This window comes from Almyronema sp., from assembly GCF_052168255.1.
Taxonomy (GTDB): Bacteria; Cyanobacteriota; Cyanobacteriia; order Phormidesmidales; family Phormidesmidaceae; genus Sphaerothrix; species Sphaerothrix epifaneia.
Genome location: NZ_JBQLZL010000038.1, coordinates 40,263 through 62,828, shown reverse-complemented (window position 1 = coordinate 62,828; position 22,566 = coordinate 40,263). Strand labels below are relative to the sequence as shown.

At 52.1% G+C, this 22,566-nt stretch carries 19 protein-coding genes; 13 read left to right on the top strand and 6 right to left on the bottom strand.

Features of this window, described 5'->3' with window-relative positions; genetic code table 11:
- Window positions 1–156: 156 nt before the first annotated feature.
- Window positions 157–1,653, bottom strand: coding sequence for an adenylate/guanylate cyclase domain-containing protein (locus ACTS3T_RS08635; RefSeq protein ID WP_377963096.1), 1,497 nt, complete (start codon window positions 1,651–1,653; stop codon window positions 157–159).
- Window positions 1,654–2,043: 390 nt separating this feature from the next.
- On the opposite strand from ACTS3T_RS08635, the gene ACTS3T_RS08630 reads away from it, so the two are divergent.
- The gene (locus ACTS3T_RS08630) at window positions 2,044–3,558 is read left to right on the top strand and encodes a UbiD family decarboxylase (protein WP_377963094.1); all 1,515 of its coding nucleotides are present in this window, start codon (window positions 2,044–2,046) and stop codon (window positions 3,556–3,558) included.
- A gap of 192 nt (window positions 3,559–3,750) precedes the next feature.
- On the opposite strand, the gene ACTS3T_RS08625 is transcribed toward ACTS3T_RS08630, so the two are convergent.
- Window positions 3,751–4,341, bottom strand: coding sequence for a chromophore lyase CpcT/CpeT (locus ACTS3T_RS08625; protein ID WP_377963092.1), 591 nt, complete (start codon window positions 4,339–4,341; stop codon window positions 3,751–3,753).
- A gap of 116 nt (window positions 4,342–4,457) precedes the next feature.
- On the opposite strand from ACTS3T_RS08625, the gene ACTS3T_RS08620 reads away from it, so the two are divergent.
- The 7 genes from ACTS3T_RS08620 to ACTS3T_RS08590 all read left to right on the top strand — a co-directional run bounded on the left by ACTS3T_RS08620 (window position 4,458) and on the right by ACTS3T_RS08590 (window position 9,994).
- Window positions 4,458–5,012 carry a phycobiliprotein lyase gene (locus ACTS3T_RS08620; RefSeq protein WP_377963090.1) on the top strand — a complete coding sequence of 185 codons (555 nt, stop codon included), beginning with the start codon at window positions 4,458–4,460 and terminating at the stop codon, window positions 5,010–5,012.
- A 4-nt stretch (window positions 5,013–5,016) separates the two neighbouring features.
- Window positions 5,017–5,541: an RDD family protein gene (locus tag ACTS3T_RS08615; protein WP_377963088.1), complete on the top strand. Its 525-nt coding sequence runs from the start codon at window positions 5,017–5,019 to the stop codon at window positions 5,539–5,541.
- Between the two features lie 43 nt (window positions 5,542–5,584).
- Complete coding sequence (gene rpmG, locus ACTS3T_RS08610; protein ID WP_377963086.1) at window positions 5,585–5,773, top strand: 50S ribosomal protein L33; 189 nt, start codon at window positions 5,585–5,587, stop codon at window positions 5,771–5,773.
- A gap of 14 nt (window positions 5,774–5,787) precedes the next feature.
- Entirely contained in the window at window positions 5,788–6,003 is a 216-nt protein-coding gene (gene rpsR / locus ACTS3T_RS08605; RefSeq protein WP_377963084.1) for a 30S ribosomal protein S18, read from the top strand.
- A gap of 42 nt (window positions 6,004–6,045) precedes the next feature.
- Entirely contained in the window at window positions 6,046–8,091 is a 2,046-nt protein-coding gene (locus ACTS3T_RS08600; RefSeq protein ID WP_377963082.1) for a ribonuclease catalytic domain-containing protein, read from the top strand.
- A 1-nt stretch (window position 8,092) separates the two neighbouring features.
- Window positions 8,093–8,578, top strand: a complete 486-nt coding sequence (locus tag ACTS3T_RS08595; protein ID WP_377963080.1) for a class I SAM-dependent methyltransferase — start codon at window positions 8,093–8,095, stop codon at window positions 8,576–8,578.
- A 90-nt stretch (window positions 8,579–8,668) separates the two neighbouring features.
- A complete protein-coding gene (locus tag ACTS3T_RS08590; RefSeq protein ID WP_377963078.1) occupies window positions 8,669–9,994 on the top strand; it encodes a PhoH family protein in 1,326 nt (441 codons plus the stop codon).
- Here the strand turns inward: ACTS3T_RS08590 and ACTS3T_RS08585 are convergent.
- The 3 genes from ACTS3T_RS08585 to ACTS3T_RS08575 form a co-directional block, all read right to left on the bottom strand.
- On the bottom strand, window positions 9,991–12,384 hold the full coding sequence (locus ACTS3T_RS08585; RefSeq protein WP_377963076.1) for a heavy metal translocating P-type ATPase: 2,394 nt from the start codon (window positions 12,382–12,384) through the stop codon (window positions 9,991–9,993). The genes ACTS3T_RS08590 and ACTS3T_RS08585 overlap by 4 nt on opposite strands.
- A gap of 160 nt (window positions 12,385–12,544) precedes the next feature.
- The gene (locus ACTS3T_RS08580) at window positions 12,545–12,862 is read right to left on the bottom strand and encodes a hypothetical protein (RefSeq protein WP_377963074.1); all 318 of its coding nucleotides are present in this window, start codon (window positions 12,860–12,862) and stop codon (window positions 12,545–12,547) included.
- Window positions 12,863–12,948: 86 nt separating this feature from the next.
- Window positions 12,949–14,478 carry a CPBP family intramembrane glutamic endopeptidase gene (locus ACTS3T_RS08575; RefSeq protein WP_377963072.1) on the bottom strand — a complete coding sequence of 510 codons (1,530 nt, stop codon included), beginning with the start codon at window positions 14,476–14,478 and terminating at the stop codon, window positions 12,949–12,951.
- A 170-nt stretch (window positions 14,479–14,648) separates the two neighbouring features.
- Between ACTS3T_RS08575 and ACTS3T_RS08570 the strand changes: the two genes are divergently transcribed.
- Together ACTS3T_RS08570 and ACTS3T_RS08565 are read left to right on the top strand one after the other, a co-directional pair.
- Window positions 14,649–16,016 carry a histidine phosphatase family protein gene (locus ACTS3T_RS08570; RefSeq protein WP_377963110.1) on the top strand — a complete coding sequence of 456 codons (1,368 nt, stop codon included), beginning with the start codon at window positions 14,649–14,651 and terminating at the stop codon, window positions 16,014–16,016.
- 6 nt (window positions 16,017–16,022) lie between these two features.
- The gene (locus ACTS3T_RS08565) at window positions 16,023–17,255 is read left to right on the top strand and encodes a dihydroorotase (protein ID WP_377963070.1); all 1,233 of its coding nucleotides are present in this window, start codon (window positions 16,023–16,025) and stop codon (window positions 17,253–17,255) included.
- A gap of 104 nt (window positions 17,256–17,359) precedes the next feature.
- Here ACTS3T_RS08565 and ACTS3T_RS08560 read toward each other — a convergent pair whose 3' ends face one another.
- Entirely contained in the window at window positions 17,360–17,533 is a 174-nt protein-coding gene (locus ACTS3T_RS08560; protein WP_377963068.1) for a hypothetical protein, read from the bottom strand.
- A 221-nt stretch (window positions 17,534–17,754) separates the two neighbouring features.
- Here ACTS3T_RS08560 and ACTS3T_RS08555 point away from each other — a divergent pair, with 221 nt between their 5' ends.
- The 3 genes from ACTS3T_RS08555 (at window position 17,755) to ACTS3T_RS08545 (ending at window position 22,561) form a co-directional block, all read left to right on the top strand.
- Window positions 17,755–19,404, top strand: a complete 1,650-nt coding sequence (locus tag ACTS3T_RS08555; protein WP_377963066.1) for a CAP domain-containing protein — start codon at window positions 17,755–17,757, stop codon at window positions 19,402–19,404.
- 426 nt (window positions 19,405–19,830) lie between these two features.
- Window positions 19,831–21,192 (top strand): hormogonium tapered terminus morphoprotein TftA, encoded by a 1,362-nt coding sequence (gene tftA / locus ACTS3T_RS08550; RefSeq protein ID WP_377963064.1) that lies wholly within the window; start codon window positions 19,831–19,833, stop codon window positions 21,190–21,192.
- A gap of 214 nt (window positions 21,193–21,406) precedes the next feature.
- The gene (locus ACTS3T_RS08545) at window positions 21,407–22,561 is read left to right on the top strand and encodes a SpoIID/LytB domain-containing protein (RefSeq protein ID WP_377963062.1); all 1,155 of its coding nucleotides are present in this window, start codon (window positions 21,407–21,409) and stop codon (window positions 22,559–22,561) included.
- Window positions 22,562–22,566: the final 5 nt, after the last annotated feature.

Here is a 22,566-nt window from a genome sequence, read left to right as displayed (position 1 = left end):
GCAAGACCGCAGAACTTGCTCAAGCTGGGCTTATTCAGTATCCATATCCCAACCGCTACAGGTGCTAGGTCGGTGTGATCTAGATCAAGGTTATGCTGTGATCTTACACAGAAATGCTCAAGATGCTACTCCCGTAAAAATACTGGATTTGCCCCGTCAAGGCTTTTGACCCAGCAACCAATAAGTTGTCATTTGCCCCCGACCTTTGACCTCTATAATGCCACGTTGCTCTAAGTGGTATCTTTTCTGCAGCAGCTTATAAACGGCGGCAGTGACTTGAATTTTTCCGGGTTCCCCTAGCATTTCCATGCGGCTAGCCGTGTTTACAGCATCTCCCCACAAATCGTAGCTAAACTTTTTGATACCAATGACACCAGCGACGACAGTTCCCGTATTAATACCAATACGCAGTTGAAAAGGCAGGCCATTGGGCTTGAGGTACTGCTCAATTGTGGTTTGCATCGCTAAGGCCATCTGCGCAACGGCGTCTGCATGATCGGGACGGGGCACAGGTAAGCCAGCAGCAGCCATGTAGGCATCGCCAATCGTTTTAATTTTTTCTAATCCATACTTTTCCGCCAACGCATCAAAGTCAGAAAAAATTTGATTGAGCAGGCTAACCAAGCTTTGAGGCGAGATCTGGGTAGCGACGGCGGTGAAGTCTACTAAGTCTGCAAATAGAACGGTGACTTCGTCGAAACTTTCAGCAATATTACGAGAACCAGTTTTGAGGCGGTGAGCAATTTGATAAGGCAAAATGTTGACTAGCAGCCTTTCGGAGCGCTGTCGCTGTTGCCGCAGTTCAGCTTCCATCCGATGGCGATCGCTGACATCTTGAACAGTGCCTTCATAAAACAGCACCTCTCCAGCAGTATCTAGAGCCACGCGAATGTTTTCGCTAATCCAAATTTTGCTGCCGTCTTGGCAATAAACCTCCGATTCGGCATCGCTAATCTGGCCGTATTGCCGCAAATAGGCGATCAATTCCTGCCGCCGTTTGGGTCGGGTATAAAGCTGCTGACCGATGTCGGTGATGGTTGCAATCAGGTCGGCAGGAGAAGCGTAACCCAAAATTTTAGCCAGAGCCGGATTAGCGCTGAGATACTGACCGGAGGCGGTTGCTTGAAAAATGCCCTCACTGACGTTTTCAAAAATACTGCGATATTTAGCTTCAGCTTCTCTCAGTGCATTTTCAGTTTTCTGGCGATCGCGGACTTCTTGCAGCAGTAAGGCATTTTGCTGGCTGAGCTGACGCCGCTGTTGAAAAAGCGTGATTTGGTTACGAACTCTGGCCAAAACCTCAGCTGGTTGAAATGGCTTGGCGATATAGTCAACCCCGCCAACTGCGAACCCTTTGACCTGGTCGCTGACTTCGTTACGAGCGCTAATAAAGATAACTGGAATATCGCGTAGATCCGCTTCAGCTTTGAGCCGACGGCAGACTTCATAGCCATCTATATCGGGAAGTTGAATATCGAGTAAAACTGAATCGGGCGGGGCTGCTTTGGCTGCTGCGATCGCTTCAAACCCTGCCGCTGCCTGCTGAATCTCATACTCGTGACGCTGTAGTATCTCCTGTAAAATTCGGGCACTTACAGTATCATCCTCAACAATTAAAATTTTTGCTGAGGCATGGAGTAGTTTAGAGGGCATTGAGTTTACTCCACTGCCTAAAGTAAAGATTAAAAGATAAAGCTTAGATGAATATTCTCTGAGCGGAAAGTCAAAATTAGATCTTAACTTGGGCTTTCAGCAACCAACCATTGGCGAAAATCAATCTTATGCATTTTCTCAAATCTGTTTGAACTGGCGTATCAAGGGGGGTTAGCCTCTTATTTCAAAGCGGCTCTGCCTGATTCAGAAAACTTTAAAGAACAATTCTGAAATTAGCCTGTGTTTTAGAACCAAGTGATTTGGAGCTGATTGTAGGAGCTTGCGAACTTGAGGACTTTGTCAACGTGGTTTTGTTTTTGCCGCCATGAGTAGCGGGTGATCTCCCGCATAGCATAATAGAAGGGTGGCCAACTTTACAGTTCTTAAACAATGGCGAGAGACCTGCGGGGATTTCTGAAGATATTGGAGCAGCGCGGACAACTGCGGCGGATTAAGGCGCTAGTAGATGCCGATTTAGAAATTGCGGAGATTTCAAATCGGATGTTGCAATCCGGCGGCCCCGCGCTGCTATTTGAAACGGTTAAAGGCTCTCCCTATCCGGTGCTGGTTAACACCATGGGCACCGTTGAGCGGGTCTGCTGGGCGATGAACATGGAAAAGCCCGAAGAACTAGAAGCTCTGGGTCGCAAGCTGGGTATGCTGCAACAGCCGAAGCCACCCAAAAAGATTTCTCAGGCTATTGAGTTTGGCAAAGTTTTGTTTGATGTGGTCAAAGCCAAACCCATGCGAGACTTCCTACCGCCCTGTCATCAAGTGGTGATCAAGGATGAAGCGGTAGACCTCAACCAAATCCCGATGATTCGCCCCTATCCCAAAGACGCGGGTAAGATCATCACCTTGGGATTGGTGATCACCAAAGATGTTGAAACCGGGACGCCTAACGTGGGCGTTTATCGCCTGCAACTCCAGTCTAAAAATACCATGACGGTGCATTGGCTCTCGGTACGGGGCGGGGCACGGCACTTGCGCAAAGCGGCGGAGCGGGGGCAAAAACTAGAAATCGCGATCGCCTTAGGAGTTGACCCGCTGATCATTATGGCGGCGGCCACGCCGATTCCGGTGGATCTTTCAGAGTGGCTATTTGCCGGACTCTACGGCGGTTCGGGGGTGCATCTGGCGAAGTGCAAAACCGTTGATCTAGAAGTTCCTGCGGATGCTGAATTTGTTTTAGAAGGGACGATTACGCCCGGTGAAATGCTGCCGGACGGGCCTTTTGGCGATCATATGGGCTATTACGGTGGCGTGGAAGATTCGCCGCTAGTGCGCTTTCATTGCGTGACTCACCGTAAAGATCCAATTTATCTCACCACGTTTAGCGGTCGGCCTCCCAAAGAAGAAGCGATGATCGCGATCGCCCTCAACCGCATCTATACCCCCATTTTGCGGCAGCAGGTATCAGAAATTGTCGATTTCTTCTTGCCAATGGAGGCTCTGAGCTACAAGGCCGCCATCATTTCGATTGACAAAGCCTACCCCGGTCAGGCTCGTCGCGCCGCAATGGCTTTTTGGACGGCACTGCCTCAGTTTACCTACACCAAGTTTGTCATCGTAGTTGATAAAGACATCAACATCCGCGATCCGCGTCAAGTGGTTTGGGCACTCACCTCCAAGGTCGATCCGCAGCGAGATGTGTTTATTCTGCCGGATACGCCCTTTGACACGCTGGACTTTGCTAGCCCCAAGTTAGGTCTTGGTAGCCGCATGGGCATCGATGCCACCACTAAGGTTTATCCCGAAACCGAGCACGACTGGGGCGAACCGTTGCAGTCAGACAGCGACGTTGCCTCAATGGTCGATCGCCGTTGGGCAGAGTATGGCTTAGGCGATATTGAGCAAGGCGAAGTCGATCCAAACTTGTTTGGTTACGATATGAGGCACCGCTAAAGGTAGAAGACGGAGGGCAGAAGGCAGAATGAAAGGCTTTCTGTATGCGGCTTTCAGTAGGCTACAGCTATCGTTTGCCCAAGGATAAACGGTAGGCAGACGGCAAACCGAGGTTATTGACATGGGTGCTACATGGGTGCAGACAGTGGCTCATGCTCATCGAGCCTCAAGATCGGTGCTTACTTTCTATCCTCACCCTTCTACTTCACTGGCAAAACTCTGCTTGCGCACAAACTGAAACGGCCCCGCTAGCGCCCCCCAGACATGCTCATGGGTATCTGGATCACGGCCTCGATCCCAGCTTCTAAACCAGTCACCGTTAATTTCAAATTCGCTGTCGAGATAAGTTTTTTGGCCTTTGCGCTCCACAAAGCAAGCATTACCTGGTTCCACCGCGCCCTTAAAGCTGCTGCCTGTCCATTCAACCTGCATATTACAGCGGGGCATCCATTCAAGCTGATCGGCAGTTAGTTTGGCAAGGCGATCGCGATCGCGAGCCGCCCCAAAAAATTGCTCTTGGTCGCGTAGGGTGTAGTTTTCAATTTCAATGCGATCGCCCTTGACCAACAGCTTGAGTACTCGTGCCCGATAGGGTTGATTGATGGCAAAGTCATAAGCCTGCTCTAGATAGAGACTTTGACCTGAAAGTAAATTGTGAGGGAGAGGCCGCATACAAACGCGAATATGCGCAAACAGCGGCGGATTGTCAAACGCCTGCTGCTGATTGCTAAAGTCTGCCGCCATCCAGCGGGCTAGCGTAACAATATCTGTAGCGTGAGTCATACTTTTGAACGACGCTGCTCAAGTTCGCCTATTGTAAATTGCAGGTACGTCTTTGCAAATGGTTTGGTAAACCATTATGTAGAGAACCACAGCCCTATTGAGGGAGTTCTGCTTTGATGGATCTTTCTAAGTTTCACTACTTTTTTGAGTGCTGCGTGGGTAATTGGAGCATTGAGCGAACCTATCATTACCTAGCGCATCAAACAGTTGAGCGATCGCACACTGAATTTCAAGTTGCCCCCATTCCACCAGCGCTGAAGCAAAAAGTTTTAGAAGACAATCAATACCCCCTCACCGATGGCATTGAAAACCTGCCGGGGTTTCAGTTGGCTTTTCAAACGGTTTCCGAAACGGGCGAAGCCGTTTCTCAAGAACTGCGGGCGTTGTTTGTGCCCAAGCAGCAAAACGGTGCTGTTCTAGAAGGGGATTATCTGCGCGATCGCGCCTACGAAGAAGCCAGAGCAATCGTCTCTCACTTCCGATACAACACCGAAACCCGCGAATTGCTGATGACCACCCCCTACACTAAAGTCGTTTCCGTCGATTCAATCAAGTTAATCAATCCTGACCTCCGCATTCGACAGATTCTAAACTACCGTCGTCCCCCCGAAGGTGCCCCTTTAGATACGCTGGTACTGGTGGGATTTGGCGTAGAGCAGAAAGTCAATTAACCGCATGTCGGCGCTCACTCGCTATCCCAAAGTGCCGATTTGGCGACGGGCAGCGGCGCTAGCGGTTGACTGTTTACCAGCTGGAGGGTTCAGCATTTTGGCAGCCAATCATCTTGGCTTCTGGCTAATGGTGTTTGTACCTGTTTGGCTGGGGTTGCGGGTGGCAGTTGGGCTTAACCGTCAAGGGCAAAGCTTAGGTCGCTGGGCTTTCAACCTGCGGGTTGCTAAACTGCACCAGGGTAAAATGCCGCTGCTGCCTGACTTGCTAAAACGCGAGGCTGTCGTTGGACTGGAATGTGCGCTAGCAGTTTTTGGTATGATGCAGCTTGGGCCAATGGCGGCTTGGGCTGTAATTTTGTTACTGCCTTTGCTGGGAGACTGTGCTTTGGCGCTAGCTGATCCCGTTAACAAACAAACTTTTCACGATCGAATTGCAGGTACAGTCGTCATTCCCAGTCGGCGCGGCTATGATTTAGACCTAAGACTTAAAAAATGGTTTGCCATTATTCGGCAAAGTGTGAAAAAATAGTAATTTGTGTCTAATCTTCTGCTAAAGCTGCAGTCTGCTAATTATGGCTAAAGGCGTTCGCATTATCATCACCCTAGAATGCACCGAGTGTCGCACCAATACCGACAAGCGATCGGCTGGGGTTTCTCGTTACACCACGACCAAAAACCGTCGTAACACCACTGGGCGTTTAGAACTTAAGAAGTTCTGCACCCACTGCAACAAACACACTGTTCACAAAGAGATTAAGTAAGCACGACTCGAACTATGGCCTATTTTCGTCGCCGGGTTTCTCCCATCAAGCCTAACGAAATCATTGACTACAAAGATGTCGATTTGCTGCGCAAGTTTATTACAGAGCGCGGTAAAATCCTGCCCCGCCGGATTACGGGGTTAACGGCTAAGCAGCAGCGCGATTTGACGACTGCTATCAAGCGGGCACGGGCATTGGCTCTGCTTCCTTATGTCAATCGTGAGGGCTAGGTTTCGCTTGACTGGGATGTAGACAGGTAAAGGCAGGCTGCGGTGGAAAAGGGCAAGCTAATTGAATTTAAGTATCAAGGAGCGCCCCGGCTTGCTGTCGTCGATCGCCCGGATGGTAAGAAAAACTGGGTTGTGATTGACGAGCAAGGTCAGTCTCATAGTCTTCATCCCCGGCAAGTAACGTTTCAAAGCTCACAGGCCAGCTATGCACCAGAAGACTTAGGGCAGTTTCGAGCCGAAGCGGAAGCTTTTATCGATCCGTCGAGTCTTGAGGTGGCGTGGGAGCTTTTGAGTGAACTGGGGGAAGCGGCTGATCCGGTTTCGCTGGCGCAACTGTTGTTTTCCGACCAACAGTTGCCGCTTTGTTATGCTGCTCATCGCCTCCTCTCAGAAGACAAAATTTACTTTAAGCAAAAGGGCGATCGCTACGAACCCCGTCCGGCTTCTCAAGTAGAAGAAATTCAACACCAGTTAAACCGGGAAGCCCAGCGCTTACAAGAATGGCAGGGTTTTTTAGACCGGGTGCAGCAGGTTTTGGCAGGCGAACCGCTAGAATGGCAGAAAAGCGATCGCCCGCGCCTAGAAGCCGTAGAGCGGCTAGCGCTGTTTGGAGAGGAAGCTAGCCAACGAGCTTTAGCGACAGAGACTCTAGAAGCTTTAGAACGATCTGCCACCGCAGAATCAGCTTTTCAGCTCCTTGTCGATCTGGGCTTATGGAGTGTGCATGAGAACTTGGCGCTCAAACGCAGTCAGATCCCGACTCAGTTCCCGGAGAAGATCCTTGCAATGGTGGAGCAGCGCCTGAGTAACCCGCCGTCTGATCCCGACATAGAGCGGCTTGAACTCACTCATCTTAAGGTTTACACCATTGACGATGAAAGTACCTGTGAAATTGACGATGGCCTCAGCCTAGAAATTCTCGCCAACGGTCAGCATAAAATTTGGGTTCACATTGCCGATCCAACTCGCTGGCTAATTCCTGGCGATGAGCTAGAGCTAGAAGCTCGCCGCCGCTGCACAACCGTCTATTTGCCGACGGGAATGGTGCCTATGTTTCCGTCAGAGTTAGCAACCGGGCCAATGAGTCTGGTACAAGGGCAAACCTGCTGCGCGCTGAGTTTTGGTATTTGTTTGAGTGAAGCGGGCGAAGTTGAAAGTTACGATATTCACACCAGCTTGATCAAGCCTACCTACCGTCTGACTTACGAAGACGTAGACGAAATTTTGGATCTAGGGGTGGAAGCTGAGCCAGAAATTACGGCGATCGCTCAGTGGGCCAAAGTGCGTCAAGCTTGGCGACAGTCCCAGGGAGCAATCAATATCAACATGCCAGAGTCATCGGTCAAGGTGCGCGACGATGACATTAGCGTTGAGGTTTTAGATATTTCTCTAGCTCGGCAGTTGGTCGCTGAGATGATGATCTTAGCGGGAGAAGTTGCAGCCCGTTACGGCGAAGCGCACAACCTGGCAATGCCGTTTCGCAGTCAACCTCAACCCGAACTGCCCTCTGAGCAAGAACTGCTACAGCTACCGTATGGTTGGGTACGAGACTGTGCGTTACGCCGCTGCATGCCCCGCAGCGAAATGGGAACCACCCCGGCTCGTCACGCTACCTTGGGCTTAGATCGCTACAGTCAAGTAACGTCGCCCATTCGCCGCTACACAGACTTGTTAGCCCACTTTCAGCTCAAAGCGCATCTCAGAGGAGAGCCATTACCCTTTTCGACGATGGAGATCACTGAACTCACGCAGGGCGCTTCAACGGCGGCTTATGAAGCGGTTTTAGTAGAGCGTCAGACCAAGCGATATTGGTCATTAGAGTACCTGCGACGACGTTCTGATGAGGTGTGGCCAGCCATGCTGCTGCGCTGGTTGAGAGAACATGAAGGGCTAGGTTTGGTGATTTTAGAAGATCTAGGTGTAGAGTTGCCTATGCGCTTCGATCGCCCAGCCGATTTAGGAGAACATTTGCAGGTACGGGTTGCTTACGTTAATCCGCGCGAAGATGTGATTCACCTGAGCGAGGTCATAGAAGCTAGCTCGGCGGGTGAGTCGGCTGCTTCCACCTCTTCGGCGCTACAGCTTTAGCATGGCTGAGGCTTCCTTACCGAATCCTCACATAGGTTTTATTCCCACGCCTGAAGACGTGGTGATGGCGCTCGTTGATTTTGCCCAAATTACGCCTGCCGATGTGGTTTACGATTTGGGCTGTGGGGATGGCCGTCTTTTGATAGCGGCGGCTCAGCGGAAAGCTAAAGGGGTTGGCTATGACGTCAATAAAGAGTGTCTACAGCAGGCTCAAGCAGCGTCTGAGAAAGCAGGGTTCAGCGATCGCCTAACCTTTTGGCAACAAGATCTCTTTACTGCCAACGTGCAGGAAGCAACCGTCGTCATTGTTTACCTGCTGCCTCACCTCAACCTCAAGCTATTGCCCCATTTGCGCAAACAGTTGCAGCCAGGAACCCGAATTATCTCACATCAGTTCGACTTTGGTGCCTGGGTGCCCGACCGGGTTTTGCATTTGCCCGATTCGGTGGAGGCGTCTACCCTGTATGCTTGGGTCGTTTCTGCTTAACCGCTCGTGGGTTGGCAACGGCGGGGCAATTCGTTATCTCACTGGTGTAGGATACAAGTTTACGCCTTGTTTGCAACTTTCTCCGCCAGCATGAAAAAAACTTTTGTCTTGGATACCAATGTCTTATTGCACGAACCCGCTGCAATGTTGGGATTTCAGGACAATGATGTGGTGTTGCCCATCACCATCATTGAAGAACTCGATCGCTTCAAAAAGCGGATGGAAGAAACAGGGCGCAATGCCCGTCAGGCTTCTCGCATGCTGGACGATTTGCGGCAGCGCGGTAGCCTGACCCAAGGAATTGATTTAGATTCGGGGGGAACGCTGCGAGTTGCGCTTTGCCACCGGGAGACGCTCCTCAAACTGCCGCCTGAACTGGAAGGCGATAGTGACGATAACGCTATTTTGGCGGTGGCTTTAGAGCTAAAGCATCATTGTGATTGCCCGGTTGTACTGGTTAGCAAAGACACCAATTTGCGGATCAAGGCTGATACGCTAGGGCTGATTGCCGAAGACTATACCACCGACAAAATTGACGTTTCTGACTTTTATACAGGTATTCTGGAAGTCACGGTCGAAGCCGCTGTCATTGAGGAACTACAGAAAATTGGCGTTACTGAGCTAGCTCAGCCGCTGGCTCCCAATCAAGCGGTAGTGCTGACGGCGACGGAGAATTCAACTCAAACGGCACTGGCCACAGTCGAGCCAACTAGCCATAAGGTTATTCCGCTCTCGAAGCTGCCTAAAGGAGGGGTTTCTCGGATTCAGCCCCGTAATCGGGAACAGCAGTTTGCGCTGAATTTGTTGCTCAATGATGCTATCCCACTGGTAACGCTGGTTGGCAAGGCGGGAACAGGCAAGACTTTGCTGGCGATCGCCGCTGGTTTGCAAAAAGTAGCCGACGAAGGACAGTACAGCCGTTTGCTAATTGCTCGACCGATTGTGCCGATGGGGAAAGATCTGGGCTATTTACCAGGAGATGTGGGAGAAAAGCTGACGCCCTGGATGCAGCCGCTCTATGACAATTTTGATTTAATTTTTGGCACCCAGGTGACCAGCGATCGCCCTAGCTATTGGCGACGCGGCCATGAAGAGCTGATCGAGCGGGGGCTGTTGCAAATTGAACCGCTGACCTATATTCGTGGGCGGACATTACCCCAGCAGTTTTTTGTGGTGGACGAAGCCCAAAACCTGACGCCCCACGAAGTCAAAACGATTTTGACGCGGGCAGGTGAAGGTACCAAAATTGTCTTAACAGGCGACGTTAACCAAATCGACAACCCCTACGTGGATGCGGCCAGTAATGGCCTCAGCTATGTGGTTGAGCGATTTAAGACTGAACCCCTGGCTGGCCATATTTTGCTACAGCGAGGTGAGCGATCGCCCTTAGCCGATCGCGCTTCAATTTTGCTTTAGCCTTGCTGAAACTGCCAGCGTAGCAGCAGCGAGTTCAAGACAACGCTAACGGAACTAAACGCCATCAGCCCTCCCGCTAAGGCAGGGCTAAGGCTGATACCGTAAGCGGGTAGCAAAACACCTGCTGCCAGAGGAATGCCGACTAAGTTGTAGGTAAAGGCCCAGCCCAGGTTTTGGCGAATTTTGTTAAACGTGGCTCGACTCAGGCGAATCGCTTCTAGCACGTCGCTGAGGCGATCGCGCATCAGCACAATATCAGCCGCTTCTAGAGCCGCATCAGTCCCGGAGGTGAGAGCAATACCGACATCGGCGCGGGCGAGAGCCGGGGCATCGTTAATGCCGTCACCGACAAGAGCAACCGTGTGGCCTTGCGCTTGCCACGCAGCGATCGCCCTCATTTTGGCTTCGGGGGTCATTTCTGCGCGTACCCGCTCAGGGTCAAGGTCTAAGGTTTGGGCGATCGCCTGGGCGGCGGCTGGCTGATCGCCAGATAGGATGTGGATTTGCAAGCCCAACTGTCGCAGCGCTGTCAGGGTTGGGGCGGCTTCGGGTCGAAGCTGATCGGCAGCCGCTAGCAAGCCAACCAAGTGCTGATTCATGGCGACATAAACGACTGTCTTACCCTGTTGCTGAAGTTCACTAGCGCGATCGCGGGCAGAGGCTAGGTCAATACCCTGCTGCGCTAGCCAGGCTGCATTGCCTAACAGCACAGACTGCGGGGTTCCCTGCCAGGTAACCATAGCAGCCACCCCAGAACCTGCTTCGGTTTGAAAATCTTGGGCTGGTAGACTTTGAAGATTAAGCTGCTGCGCTTTGCGGGCAATGGCGATCGCCAGCGGATGGCGCGTGCCCTGTTCAACCGTTGCCGCCAGTTGCAGCAGTGTCTTAGCCTCCCAGCCAAATTGCAACGGCAAACAATCGGTAATTTCAGGTTGCCCTTGGGTAAGGGTGCCTGTTTTGTCAAAGACGAGCGTATCTAGACGGTGAACCGTTTCTAAAACATCGCCGCCGCGAATGAGCAAGCCGTGGTCTGCGCCAATGCCTGAACCCACCAGGATCGCAGTGGGGGTAGCTAAGCCCAAGGCACACGGACAGGCCACCACCAGCACCGCGATCGCCAGCTTCAGACTCATGAGCAAAGCCGCCGCCGACCCTAAAGCAATCGGTTCGGCAGTATGGGCGTGGCCTAAAACCGCAGGCAACACCTGCGGCCACAGTGGTAGCCCCACAAAGTACCAAAACAAAAAGGTCAGCGTTGCCAGGGTTAAAACCCCATAGGTGAAGTAACCAGAAATGACATCGGCTAATCCTTGGATCGGCGCTTTGCGGGTCTGCGCCGTTTCTACCAGGTCAATCATCCGAGCCAGCACTGTGTTTTGCCCGGTTTCGCTGACTTTTAAGACAATTGCACCTGTTTGGTTTAGAGTTCCGGCGATCGCTTTATCGCCAGGTTGCTTAAAAACAGGCAGCGACTCACCCGTTAGCATTGACTCGTCAACCGTCGTTTTTCCAGTTTCTAAAACGCCGTCTACCGGAATTTTTTCTCCCGGCAGCACTCTCAGCCAATCTCCCGGCTGTACCTGTGCGGCTGGAATTTCTAGTCCGCTTTGCTCTGCCTCAGCCGCCTCTGGATTGGTGACTAAACGAGCAACCTGGGGCTGAAGCGCAATGAGCGATTGCAGAGAATCAGTCGCCCGGTAACGCGCCCGCTGCTCTAGAGTTCGCCCCAGCAAGATAAAACTCAACAGCATGACAGGCTCGTCAAAGAAGCACTCCCAGCCGAGTTGCGGAAACAACAGAGCAATAAGGCTGGTCACGTAGGCGCTGAGGGTGCCTAAGCCGACCAAAGTGTTCATATTGGCAGCGCCGTGGCGTAACCCTTGCCAGCCATCAATCAGCAGCGATCGCCCCGGTAGCGCCAAAGCTAGCGTAGCCAGTCCGGCGTGTACCCAGATATTACTCAGCAGCGCTAAGTTAACACCAAAGTGCTTGAGATGCCCCAGCGTAGACAATGCCAGCAACAGCCCCGCCAACACCAGCTGCTGGGTTTGCTGGCGGTTGGCCTGCTGCTGCCGAGCTTGCCAAATCATCGCCCGATCTGAGTCCGCTGCTTCAGTCTGCCGAGGCTGAGTTGGAAACCCCGCCTCAGTAATTTGCTGAGCTAATACTTGGGGGTCGGTTTGCTCTAGATAGCAGTGGACAGCCGCTACCTCAGTCACCAGATTGACGGTGGCTGAGACAACGCCTTCGCATTGCAGCAGCTTTTGCTCCACCAACCGAACGCAGCCAGCACACTTCATGCCGCTAACATCAAGCACGATGGTTTCGGTGGGGGGCGTAGATGCGATCGCGGTTGCTGGCAAAGCTTGAGGATTGGTGGTTGAGGTCACAGACGATAGCGCTCGATTAAAGGCAGTTAAAAGCTAAAGCTTTATATATTTTGAAGGTAAAACGCTGGTAAGCGGCACGAATTTTGCGCGATCTACAGATTTCTCCAGCGCCACCGATAAAAAGCGCCAACCCAAAAGTAGCTGGCTACTGCCGATTTGCTTAGAGCTGATCGTTGGTGTAGTCAAACTCCATCTCAATACCGCCAATGGCAGAGGCGGCTAGGTTGTAAACCACTGCCGTAATGATGCCGCCAATAAAACCGATAACTGCATAAAAAAGAGGGATAAAAATAATGGCACCGATACCCCCTACTAGCCCCGCCATTGGGCTGTTGTTGCCCATTGCCGTTCCCATCGACAGAGACATCAGCGCAATAAAAACACCTATGATTAGCCCCAGTACCGCCAAGACAAGCGCCTGAATCTTGCCCACAGACAAGATATCTAGTTTTTTAATCATGACTTTGCGACTGGCCATTGCCGTTGCTCCTCAGACTAGGGGTTGCATCAGTCACCCAGTTTAGGCACCGACTGAACGCTGCAGGCAAAATTGCAATGTTTCTTTTACGTTGCGCTGCCTAGCAGCAGTAAGCCCAACATTGTCGCCCCATTCCAAATACTGTGGAGCAGCATCGGCGCTAATAGACTGCGCGATCGCGTGTAGACAAATCCTAAAATTGCGCCCAGCACCATCAAGGGCAACACTTCAGACAGGCTGAGATGAGCGGCGGCAAAAATAAAACTGCTGAGGGCGATCGCGCCCCAAACAGGCATATAGCGCGTCAATGACGGCAGCAAAAAGCCACGAAACAGCACTTCTTCAAACAAAGGCGCGGCCACGGAAGCGGTCAGAAAAAAGACCAGCAGCGAAAGCTGATCGCTTTCTTCTAAAACAGTTTGCAGCAAAGGATTAGATCCCCCCTGACCTTGCCAGAGCTGCTGATTAAGCACCGAAACGCCAATCATCAGAGGCAAAGCGACTAGGTAGCCACCGAGGCCCCATTTCCACCAGTTGCCATCTTGACGAAAGCGAAACCAATCGGCTGGCAGCGGTCGATAGGTTCGAATAGAGCCATAGAGCACCCCAATGCCGATGGCTGCCATCAGCAGGTAGTAGCTCATGGCGTAGAGCGCTCGTCCTCGGCTACCCAAGGCTAAGGCATTAATGCCTAAACCGCCTAGCAGCAACGGCAACAAAATTTGCCCGGTAAAGAAAAAGCCAACAATCAACACCTGCCAGATGGTTTCAGCCGTCCACGGCGTTTCCCAGCCTAATCCCGAATTTTGTGCCAAAACGGCTGTTTTGCCGCTGACAAAGCGCTGAATGACGACAAACAGGAGCAAAGCTACCCCCAAAATACAGCCCAGCACGGGCGCAGTGCCAATCAAAGCTAGCTTGACAATTGTTTTTTGAGCCGTTGCTTGCACGTCTGCCTGGAGTTGGCGCAGCGCAGTTTCTTGATCTTGCAGTTGATAGAGGCGACTCAGCGCCTGATGACGAAACCAGCCGTCTAAGTTGGCCTGAAATAGAGATTCAGCATTGCTTTGGAAATTGGCAGGTTGCTGCCATAGACCCATTAAAGCGGTGGCTGTCTGGCCTGTTGCGTCGTTGGCAGAGGCTAATGTTTGCCAGGTGGCGATCGCTGCTTCAGGGTCATCGGCTTTGGCTTTGAGTAGTCCTAGCCGCAAATTGAGCTGTTGTAAAAGCTGTGTTTGTTGCTGAATAGCCGCTTGCAGCCGAGTGGGCCGGGTTTCGCTGGCGTTGGCGATTTCGTTAGGGAGCAGTTCAGAAAGCTGAGAACGAGACTGAGAAAGATTGTGTTCAGCCTCTTCTTTGACCTCGTTGTACTGGTTGATCGTTGTTTCGATTGGGTCTTTGCCTAAAAGGGCTTGCCGCAGCGTTTTTACCTCAGCCGGATCAACGCCCAATTCTTCCCCCTGCCATTCGCTTGCTTGCAGCAGCAAATCGGTTTGATAAAGCTGTAGCCGAGTCGTAACTTGAGGTTCGCTAAGACTGTTGAGCAAAGAAGACGCGATCGCGATCGCGACGACTACGCTCAGTAAGATCAGCACAATCCGTTTGATCAAAGTCATAGCCACTGCTTTAAAACCCCAGACAAAACCGTTTTGACGGCATATTTCTCTAGGCATTATGACACCGTCTGTTGCTTTAAGTAGGCTGAGGGATTGTGTCTGATCAGGCAATGGCAAGCGTCCACATCACGGTAAAATCTTGACGGCTGAGCAACCGAGAGGATAGACCCCTGAAAACCCGTGTCGTTCTTGTCCGTCATGGTCAAAGTACCTACAACGCCCAAAAACTGATTCAAGGCCACTGTGACGACTCTGGCCTGACTGAGCTAGGTGAACAGCAAGCGCGTAAGGTGGGTGCGGCTCTAGTTGGCATCCCCTTTGAGGCTGTCTACAGCAGTCCGCTACAGCGGGCTAGCCGCACAGCTACGCTAATTGTGGAGGTCTTGCGATCGCAAATACCGCAGATTCCGACCCCCATTCTAGATGCCGACTTACGTGAGATTAGCCTGCCCCTGTGGGAAGGGATTTCATTTAAGGCAGCAGAAAATCAATATCCCGCCGAGTTTAAGGCATGGCGATCGCAGCCTGAAACCTTAAAAATGCGGGTGAGCGATGCGAACGGAGCAGAAACAGATTTTTACCCAGTGCGATCGCTGTTTGAGCAAGCTCAGCGCTTCTGGCAGTTTTTGCTAGACAAGCACCGAGGGCAAACGCTTTTGCTGGTTGCCCACAGTGCCATCAACCGCGCTTTAATTGGTACGGCTCTCAGTCTGGGGCCAGAACAGCAAAACGCGCTGCATCAGGCCAACTGCGGCATTAGCATTTTGAATTTTGCCGGGGGGTGGGGTGAGGCGGTGCAGCTAGAGTCGATGAATATTACCAGCCACATGGGCGAGGCGCTGCCAGAAATGCGATCGCGACACCAAGGGCCTCGTCTGTTGCTAGTACGCCACGGCGAAACTGAATGGAATCGGCAAAAGCGCTTTCAAGGGCAGATTGATATTCCGCTCAATGCCAATGGTCAGGTTCAAGCCGAGAAAGCGGCTGAATTTCTTAAAACGGTGCAAATCGACGCGGCAGTAACCAGCCCGTTGCTGCGCCCCAAAGCGACGGCAGAAGCCATTCTCAAATATCATCCTCACTTAAAACTGGAGGTTGAAGATCGGCTCAAAGAAATTGGTCACGGCGACTGGGAAGGCAAGCTCGAAGCCGAAATTGAAGCCAGCTACCCAGGGTTGCTAGCCCAGTGGCAAAGCGCCCCTGAAACGGTGAAAATGCCTGGTGAAGCAGGCGAAACGCTAGATCAGGTTTGGGAACGCGCGATCGCAGGCTGGCAAAAAATTGTGGCTGACTACAGCGATCGGTCAACCCCGGTGACGGTTATGGTTTCGGCTCACGATGCCGTCAACAAGGCGATTTTGTGCCATGTGGTTGGGCTAGGCCCAGCCCACTTTTGGTGCTTTAAGCAGGGCAACGGTGCCGTCAGCGTGATTGACTACCCAGCAGGTGTCCATAGCCGCCCAGTATTGAGTGCCTCTAACATTACAACTCACCTGTCCGACAGCATTTTTGATCGCACGGCTGCAGGGGCGCTTTAAGCAGCTATGACGCCAACGCTGATTCAGCAAGTGCGAGTTTTAGATCCGGCTAATCAAACGGATCAGACGGCAGATGTGTTGATCGAAGCGGGTAAACTGTGGGCGATCGCGCCTCAGCTAGCGGTACCCGCAGCAGCCGAGATCATAGACGGGCAGGGTAAAATTTTTGCCCCAGGTCTGGTAGATCTCTACAGCCACAGCGGTGAACCAGGGTTTGAATCGCGTGAAACCCTAGACTCGCTACAGCAAGCCGCCAGCGCTGGTGGCTTTACGCGGGTGGGCATTTTGCCGACGACCGATCCAGTAGCCGATCATTTAGCGGCTGTGACCCCGCTTCAGTTACCCGGTCTTTTGCCTTGGGGGGCGTTGACCCTGGGAGCAAAAGGGCAGCAAATGAGTGATCTAGCAGAACTGGCTACGGCTGAAATTGCTGGCTTTACAGATGATTTTCCCATTGACCACGAGTTGCTGCTGTGGCGACTGCTAACCTATGCACAACCCCTACAAAAGCCGATAGCGCTATGGCCCTGTCGCCAAACGCTGGCGGGCGGTACCGCTCGCGAAGGCGAAGATGCTTTGCGTTTGGGTTTGCCAGGGCTACCTGCGATCGCCGAAACAACTGCCCTGGCAACCTTACTAGAATGCGTTGCTGCCACGGGCACCGCCGTCCACATTATGCGGGTTTCAACGGCTCGCAGCGTGGCGCTGATTGCCCAAGCCCAAGCAGCAGGGCTACCCGTAACAGCCAGCACCACCTGGATGCACCTGTTATTTAATACCGCCGACCTAGAAACCTATGACCCTAACCTGCGCCTCGACCCCCCGTTGGGCACACCGACTGACCAGCAAGCATTGATTGCCGGGTTAGAAACAGGCACGCTTGCGGCGATCGCGATCGACCATACCCCCTACACCTACGAAGAAAAAACGGTTCCCTTTGGTCTAGCCCCTGCCGGGGTGATTGGCTTAGAACTGGCTTTGCCCGTTCTCTGGCAGCGGTTTGTCGCTTCTAAGCGCTGGTCAGCTTTACAGTTGTGGCAATATCTCAGCCAGCAACCAGCCGACTGCCTCAAGCAAGCGCCGCCGACCTTGAAGCTTGATCAGCCGCTAGAAGCGATTTTGTTTGACCCACAAGCCAGTTGGCAGGTAACTACAAACACTTTAAAGTCGCGTTCGGAGAATACCCCCTGGCTGGCGCAAACGCTTCAGGGTCGGGTTTTACAAACCTGGGTAGCCTAACGCCAAAAAACGATAGCCGTAGCCACTAAAGTTCAAATCCTTAAACGGCCAAAAGCCTTTGACTACCCCCCTTTCACGCTGCCTTGTGCCGCTGATTTCTGCCTTTAACTGTACTTTGCCAGCCCCCCGCGATCGCTAAGTTTGTTTAAGCTTTCTAGCCTTTGCCTAGCTAGCAAAATTACTGACTTAAAGCCACCGCAGATAACAACGGTAAGGGGGCGATCGCGATCGCTTTTGGGGAATTTGAATGGCTCAAGCCTGAGATTGCCCGTTTTCAAACGACCATCTCATGGCTAGGCGGCTGCAATCCGGGTTGAAGTTTCTGTTAAAGCGCTTCTTTACAACCGTAGCATTAACTATTTTTTCAGCGAAAGCTGCAGCATTTTCTGTCAAGCTACAGCGGGAACTTGTCAGGTTTCAAAGGAGGTCTACTGGGGAGAGCTAACTCAGCTCATCGGGTGCTGCTGACATTTTTGTTTTCTCTACGGTTTACAGAAACATGGCTCAACCCACCGCATACGAGCAGTTTATGTTGGAAATGATCAACCGCGCGCGGTTTGATCCCAGCGCTGAAGCCGCTCAATACGGCATTGACCTTAACCAGGGATTGGCACCGGGCACACTTTCTAGCAGTGCTAAACAGCCCTTGGCTTTTAATTTGAATCTCATTGACGCTGCCCGCGATCACAGTCAATGGATGCTCAATACCGATACCTTTTCGCATACAGGCGTTGGCGGTAGCAGTGCTGGCGATCGCATGCGCACCGCTGGCTACCGTTTCACGGGTAGCTGGACTTGGGGCGAAAATATTGCTTGGCGAGGAACGACGGCAACCCCAAACATTGGCGCGTTTGTCGCAACTCAACACGGCGATTTGTTTAAGAGTGTGGGGCATCGGACAAATCTCTTAAACGAAAACTTTAGAGAAGTTGGCGTAGGTATCCTGACAGGTGAATTTAGTGGATACAACGCGGTAATGACGACTCAGAATTTTGCCAAATCTGGGTCGTCTGTTTTTCTAACTGGCGTCGCTTTTGACGACAGCGTGATTGATGACGATTTCTATACGGTAGGTGAAGGGCTAGGGGGGATTCAAATTACGGCAACGCGCCAGTCTGATAATGCTGTGTTTAGCACGGCAACGTTTGATTCAGGTGGCTATCAGGTTGCACTCGCCCCTGGTACCTACCAGATAACGTTTTCAGGGGGTGAGTTGGCTCAGGCCGTAAACCAGACGATTACGCTTGCCAATCAAAACGTCAAACTTGATCTGGCCACCGATCAACTGCCCACCAACGGCGGAAGCAACGGTTCAACTACCGCTGCAACAGATATCGGCGAGTATGGCACGCTAGCACTTAACCACCAGTGGCAAACCGTAACCCTTGATAAAACTTACGTAAACCCTGTCGTTATCGTTTCTGATCCCACCCTGAAAGGGGTGGATCCGGTGGCTATCCGTCTCCGCAACGTTACTAGCGGTTCTTTCCAGATCCGGTTGCAAGAACCTCAGTACAAAGACGGTCGGCACACGAACGAATCGGTTTCTTACCTGGTTATGGAAGCGGGGGACTGGATGCTGGCTGATGGCACCCGTATTTCTGCGGGTACCTACGCCTCTGATCGCTTGACCTCTCAACGCTTTGACTCGGTTGATCTGACAGGGTTTGACACGGCACCAACGGTACTGGCTCAGGTACAAACTTTTAACGGCAACGACTGGATAACCACTCGCACCACCGCTCAGTCGGCAACGGGCTTTCAGCTAGCCATGCAAAAAGAAGAGGCTTTGAACAAAAGTCTGCATCCGGCAGAAACCATTGGCTGGCTAGCGATTGAACAGGGTATAGCTTCTGATGGCGATACTTTGCTGCAAGGCGGCACGACGGGGCGTGCTTACGACCACAACCGAGCCACCGTGAGTTTAGCATCAGGATTTGACACAGCTCCGGCACTGATTGCCAAGTTGGGGTCTTATTATGGCTCTGATACGGCCAATCTGCGGCTAGAAGCCATTACTAGCACTAGCTTTGGGGTTGGCGTTTACGAAGAACAATCGCTGGATGCTGAACTTTCGCACACCCAAGAGACGGTTGCTTTTTTGGCTTTAGCGGGTAAGGCAGGCGTACTGAGCGGCTTGAGCGTTTAACACCGATTCTTCAAAGTAAAGGTACAGATGAGACTGACGAAACGTCTGCAAAGCAAAGACTGTTGAATTCAAAATCGAAAATCCAAAATCGAGAATTGATATAACAGCGCCACTTAAAAGCGATCGCTGCTAGCAGGTTCCAGCGTTTTGACGGCGAGCGTTGGCGGGCTAAGAACGCTGGAATCTGCGAATGGAAGGGTTGCTGTCAGCGGCTTTCATTCGGTCTTCTACCTTTAGCGATGGCTCAAAGCTTGTTGGTTGTGAAGGGAAGAGAAGAGAGCCGCAGCAAAACCAGACGTAATCTTTACCTGTATTTAATCGTTACTCGATGTAGAGTCCGTCGCTGATTAAGGTATCCTTGCCAGACAGAGCGCAGCATCAACTACACTCAATTGCGGCTGCAATGTCTGACGTGAGGGGACTCAGATGGGGAAAATTTTTGTTTCAGCAGGCCACGGTGGGCTAGAAGGAGGGGTGTTTGATCCCGGTGTTGTCTTAGGAGCCACCAATGAAGCCAAAGAGATGATTCAAATTCGGGATTTAGTCGTGCCTGAACTGCGATCGCGTGGATTTACCACGCTTTCTGTCCCCGACGATCTCAGTGCCGCCCAGAGCATTGCCTGGATCAACGCCCGCTACAGCGCCGAGGATGTGGCCTTAGAAATTCACGCTAGCAATTCACCCGACTCGGTGGCTCGCGGAGCCACTGTTTTTTACATTGCCAACAACGAAACGCGCCGCAATCAGGCTGAGCTATTACTGTTAGCGCTGCTGCGCCGAGTGCCTCAGCTTCCCAGTCGTGGCGCTAAGCCTGATACGGCTTCTGCTTTGGGTAGCTTAGCCTTTTGTCGGCAGATTGTAGGGCCGTCTCTGCTGATGGAGATTGCCTTTTTAACCAATTCCGAAGACCTGAACCTGCTGCAAAATCGCCGCCGTGAAATTGCTCTGGGAATTGCCGACGGGTTAGCCGCCTGGAGCCGAGCCGTTTCTGGCAATGCTACCCCGATTGAAGGCCCAGTCGTTTACCCAGAAGTCAACATCAGCATCAATGGGGGACTCTATGGTGAAAAAGGCATCATCATCAATGACAACGCCTTTATTCCCATTGATGTCGTCGATCAGCTAGGCGTTGATTTAGCCAGCGATCCCAACGTTCGCCGGGTGCGCTACGGCAATGTCGTTTATGTCAAAGCGGTTGATTTGCGCAACTTTAATATTTCAGTCGGTTGGGAAGCGGCCACCCGCACGCTGCTGCTGCGATCGCTGGTGACCTTAAAAATCTGTCCCGGTCTGATTGACAGCATCATGGGGCATGGCAACACCTCAGAAGTGCAGCTAATGATGTTTCTCAAAGGCAACAACGAAAGAGCCTTAGACACCTTTGCTGATTTGCCCAAACTGTATCGAGAAGAAGCCACTATCGAAGGGGTCAACTACGACATTGCCTTTTGTCAAATGTGCGTCGAAACAGAATTCTTACGGTTTACGGGCAACCTGAGCGCCACTAGCAACAATTTTGGCGGCTTAGGGGCGGCAGGGGGTGAACCCAGCGGCGCGAGCTTTACCAGTGCCCGACTAGGGGTACGGGCACAAATTCAGCACCTCAAAGCCTATGCCAGCATTGAACCTTTGGTACAAGAACTGGTTGATCCACGCTTTCGCTTCGTGCCGCGAGGCATTGCGCCCCTGGTGCAGCAACTCAGCGGTCGCTGGGCGGCTGATGTTAACTACGGCGATAAAATTTTGGCGCTTTTAAGGCGACTTTATGAAACGGCAGGCTTCTTTTAAGGTCTGCTAAAGTTTCCGGTTTGAAGCAGTAGACAGTTGTTTGAGGTGAAGAGACAATAGCTTTAAGTTAAAAATCCGGTCACCAGTTTCCGAGAAATTGCGGAACTTTGAGGTTGCCTTGTCCTTCATAATCCATCTAGGGCAAATGCTTCTACGAACGAATGCCCAACTGATGCTTAACAACCCACTTTACAGCAAGCGACAAACTGTCCCTATGGCTGCTGAACGTTTATCCAAACTGCTAACTTTTCAATTCAAATCCCTCCTGCACAAAAGTTCTCCCTGGTGGGGAGCTTTCTTTATATGGCTTTTAGTCGTTTTGCCCGCCCGCGCCCAGCTAGAACTGCGCGTCGCAATTCGCAACGGCGTTGACCAGGTAACGCTGGGAAGTTCGACCAACGCCGTTATTCGCGATGTCGCGGGTCAAGCGCTTTGGCAGCTACCAGGGCAGCAAGCTATGCAGGCCAACTACACAAGCGGACAGGTTGCCTTTGGCGACTGGAAAGGCGACGCATTTTGGGTAGAGCCGTCGGAAGATGGCTATGTGTATATTGGCGATCGCTGGTATCGAGGGCGCGTCTTAGTCATCCCGGCTGAGGCGGGTTTGTTAGCGATTAACTACGTTGATTTAGAAGCTTATTTATATAGCGTTTTAGGCGGCGAAATGCCTACTAGCTGGCCTTTGCAAGCCCTGCAAGCCCAAGCTGTAGCGGCTCGTTCCTATGCTTTGTACAAGCGACAAAATGCAAGCAACACCCTTTATGACGTAGGGGGCACAACCTCCTGGCAGGTTTACCGGGGCTTAATAGACGAAACGGAATCTACCCACGCGGCTGTCGATGCCACCACTGGGCAAGTCCTGACTTATGGTGGCCAAATTATTGAGGCTGTTTTTCACTCTTCTTCCGGCGGCTATACCGAAAACGTTGAAGATGTCTGGACTCAGCCGCTCCCCTATCTGCGGGGGGTGAAAGACTTCGATGAAGGTGCCCCCGTTTACGAATGGGTAGAAACTTTCACTGCCGCCCAGTTTCGCCAACGGATACCGGGAGTCGGCAATTTGGTTGCTGCCGTTCCTGAGCGCACAACCCCACGCGGTCGAGTTGTAACCATGCGGCTTCAAGGCGACGCGGGTACGCGCGTTCTCAGTGGTGACGAACTGCGCAGCGCCCTGGGGCTAAGAAGCACGCTCTTTTCCCTAAACATTGTTGAGGGAGGTGGCGTTCAGGTCTATGGCCGGGGATTTGGCCACGGCATCGGCCTGAGTCAGTGGGGAGCTTATAACCTAGCGGCTCAAGGCTACGACTACCGCCAAATTCTGGCTCATTATTACCGCGATACGGCACTCGCCAGAATTCAGGTGCAGTAGGTGGA

Bases quoted from the DNA above. Each gene is read 5' to 3' on its own strand.
- ACTS3T_RS08635 (WP_377963096.1), bottom strand. From the start codon at position 1,653: ATGCCCTCTAAACTACTCCATGCCTCAGCAAAAATTTTAATTGTTGAG.
- ACTS3T_RS08630 (WP_377963094.1), top strand. From the start codon at position 2,044: ATGGCGAGAGACCTGCGGGGATTTCTGAAGATATTGGAGCAGCGCGGA.
- ACTS3T_RS08625 (WP_377963092.1), bottom strand. From the start codon at position 4,341: ATGACTCACGCTACAGATATTGTTACGCTAGCCCGCTGGATGGCGGCA.
- ACTS3T_RS08620 (WP_377963090.1), top strand. From the start codon at position 4,458: ATGGATCTTTCTAAGTTTCACTACTTTTTTGAGTGCTGCGTGGGTAAT.
- ACTS3T_RS08615 (WP_377963088.1), top strand. From the start codon at position 5,017: ATGTCGGCGCTCACTCGCTATCCCAAAGTGCCGATTTGGCGACGGGCA.
- rpmG (WP_377963086.1), top strand. From the start codon at position 5,585: ATGGCTAAAGGCGTTCGCATTATCATCACCCTAGAATGCACCGAGTGT.
- rpsR (WP_377963084.1), top strand. From the start codon at position 5,788: ATGGCCTATTTTCGTCGCCGGGTTTCTCCCATCAAGCCTAACGAAATC.
- ACTS3T_RS08595 (WP_377963080.1), top strand. From the start codon at position 8,093: ATGGCTGAGGCTTCCTTACCGAATCCTCACATAGGTTTTATTCCCACG.
- ACTS3T_RS08590 (WP_377963078.1), top strand. From the start codon at position 8,669: ATGAAAAAAACTTTTGTCTTGGATACCAATGTCTTATTGCACGAACCC.
- ACTS3T_RS08580 (WP_377963074.1), bottom strand. From the start codon at position 12,862: ATGGCCAGTCGCAAAGTCATGATTAAAAAACTAGATATCTTGTCTGTG.
- ACTS3T_RS08575 (WP_377963072.1), bottom strand. From the start codon at position 14,478: ATGACTTTGATCAAACGGATTGTGCTGATCTTACTGAGCGTAGTCGTC.
- ACTS3T_RS08565 (WP_377963070.1), top strand. From the start codon at position 16,023: ATGACGCCAACGCTGATTCAGCAAGTGCGAGTTTTAGATCCGGCTAAT.
- ACTS3T_RS08555 (WP_377963066.1), top strand. From the start codon at position 17,755: ATGGCTCAACCCACCGCATACGAGCAGTTTATGTTGGAAATGATCAAC.
- tftA (WP_377963064.1), top strand. From the start codon at position 19,831: ATGGGGAAAATTTTTGTTTCAGCAGGCCACGGTGGGCTAGAAGGAGGG.
- ACTS3T_RS08545 (WP_377963062.1), top strand. From the start codon at position 21,407: ATGGCTGCTGAACGTTTATCCAAACTGCTAACTTTTCAATTCAAATCC.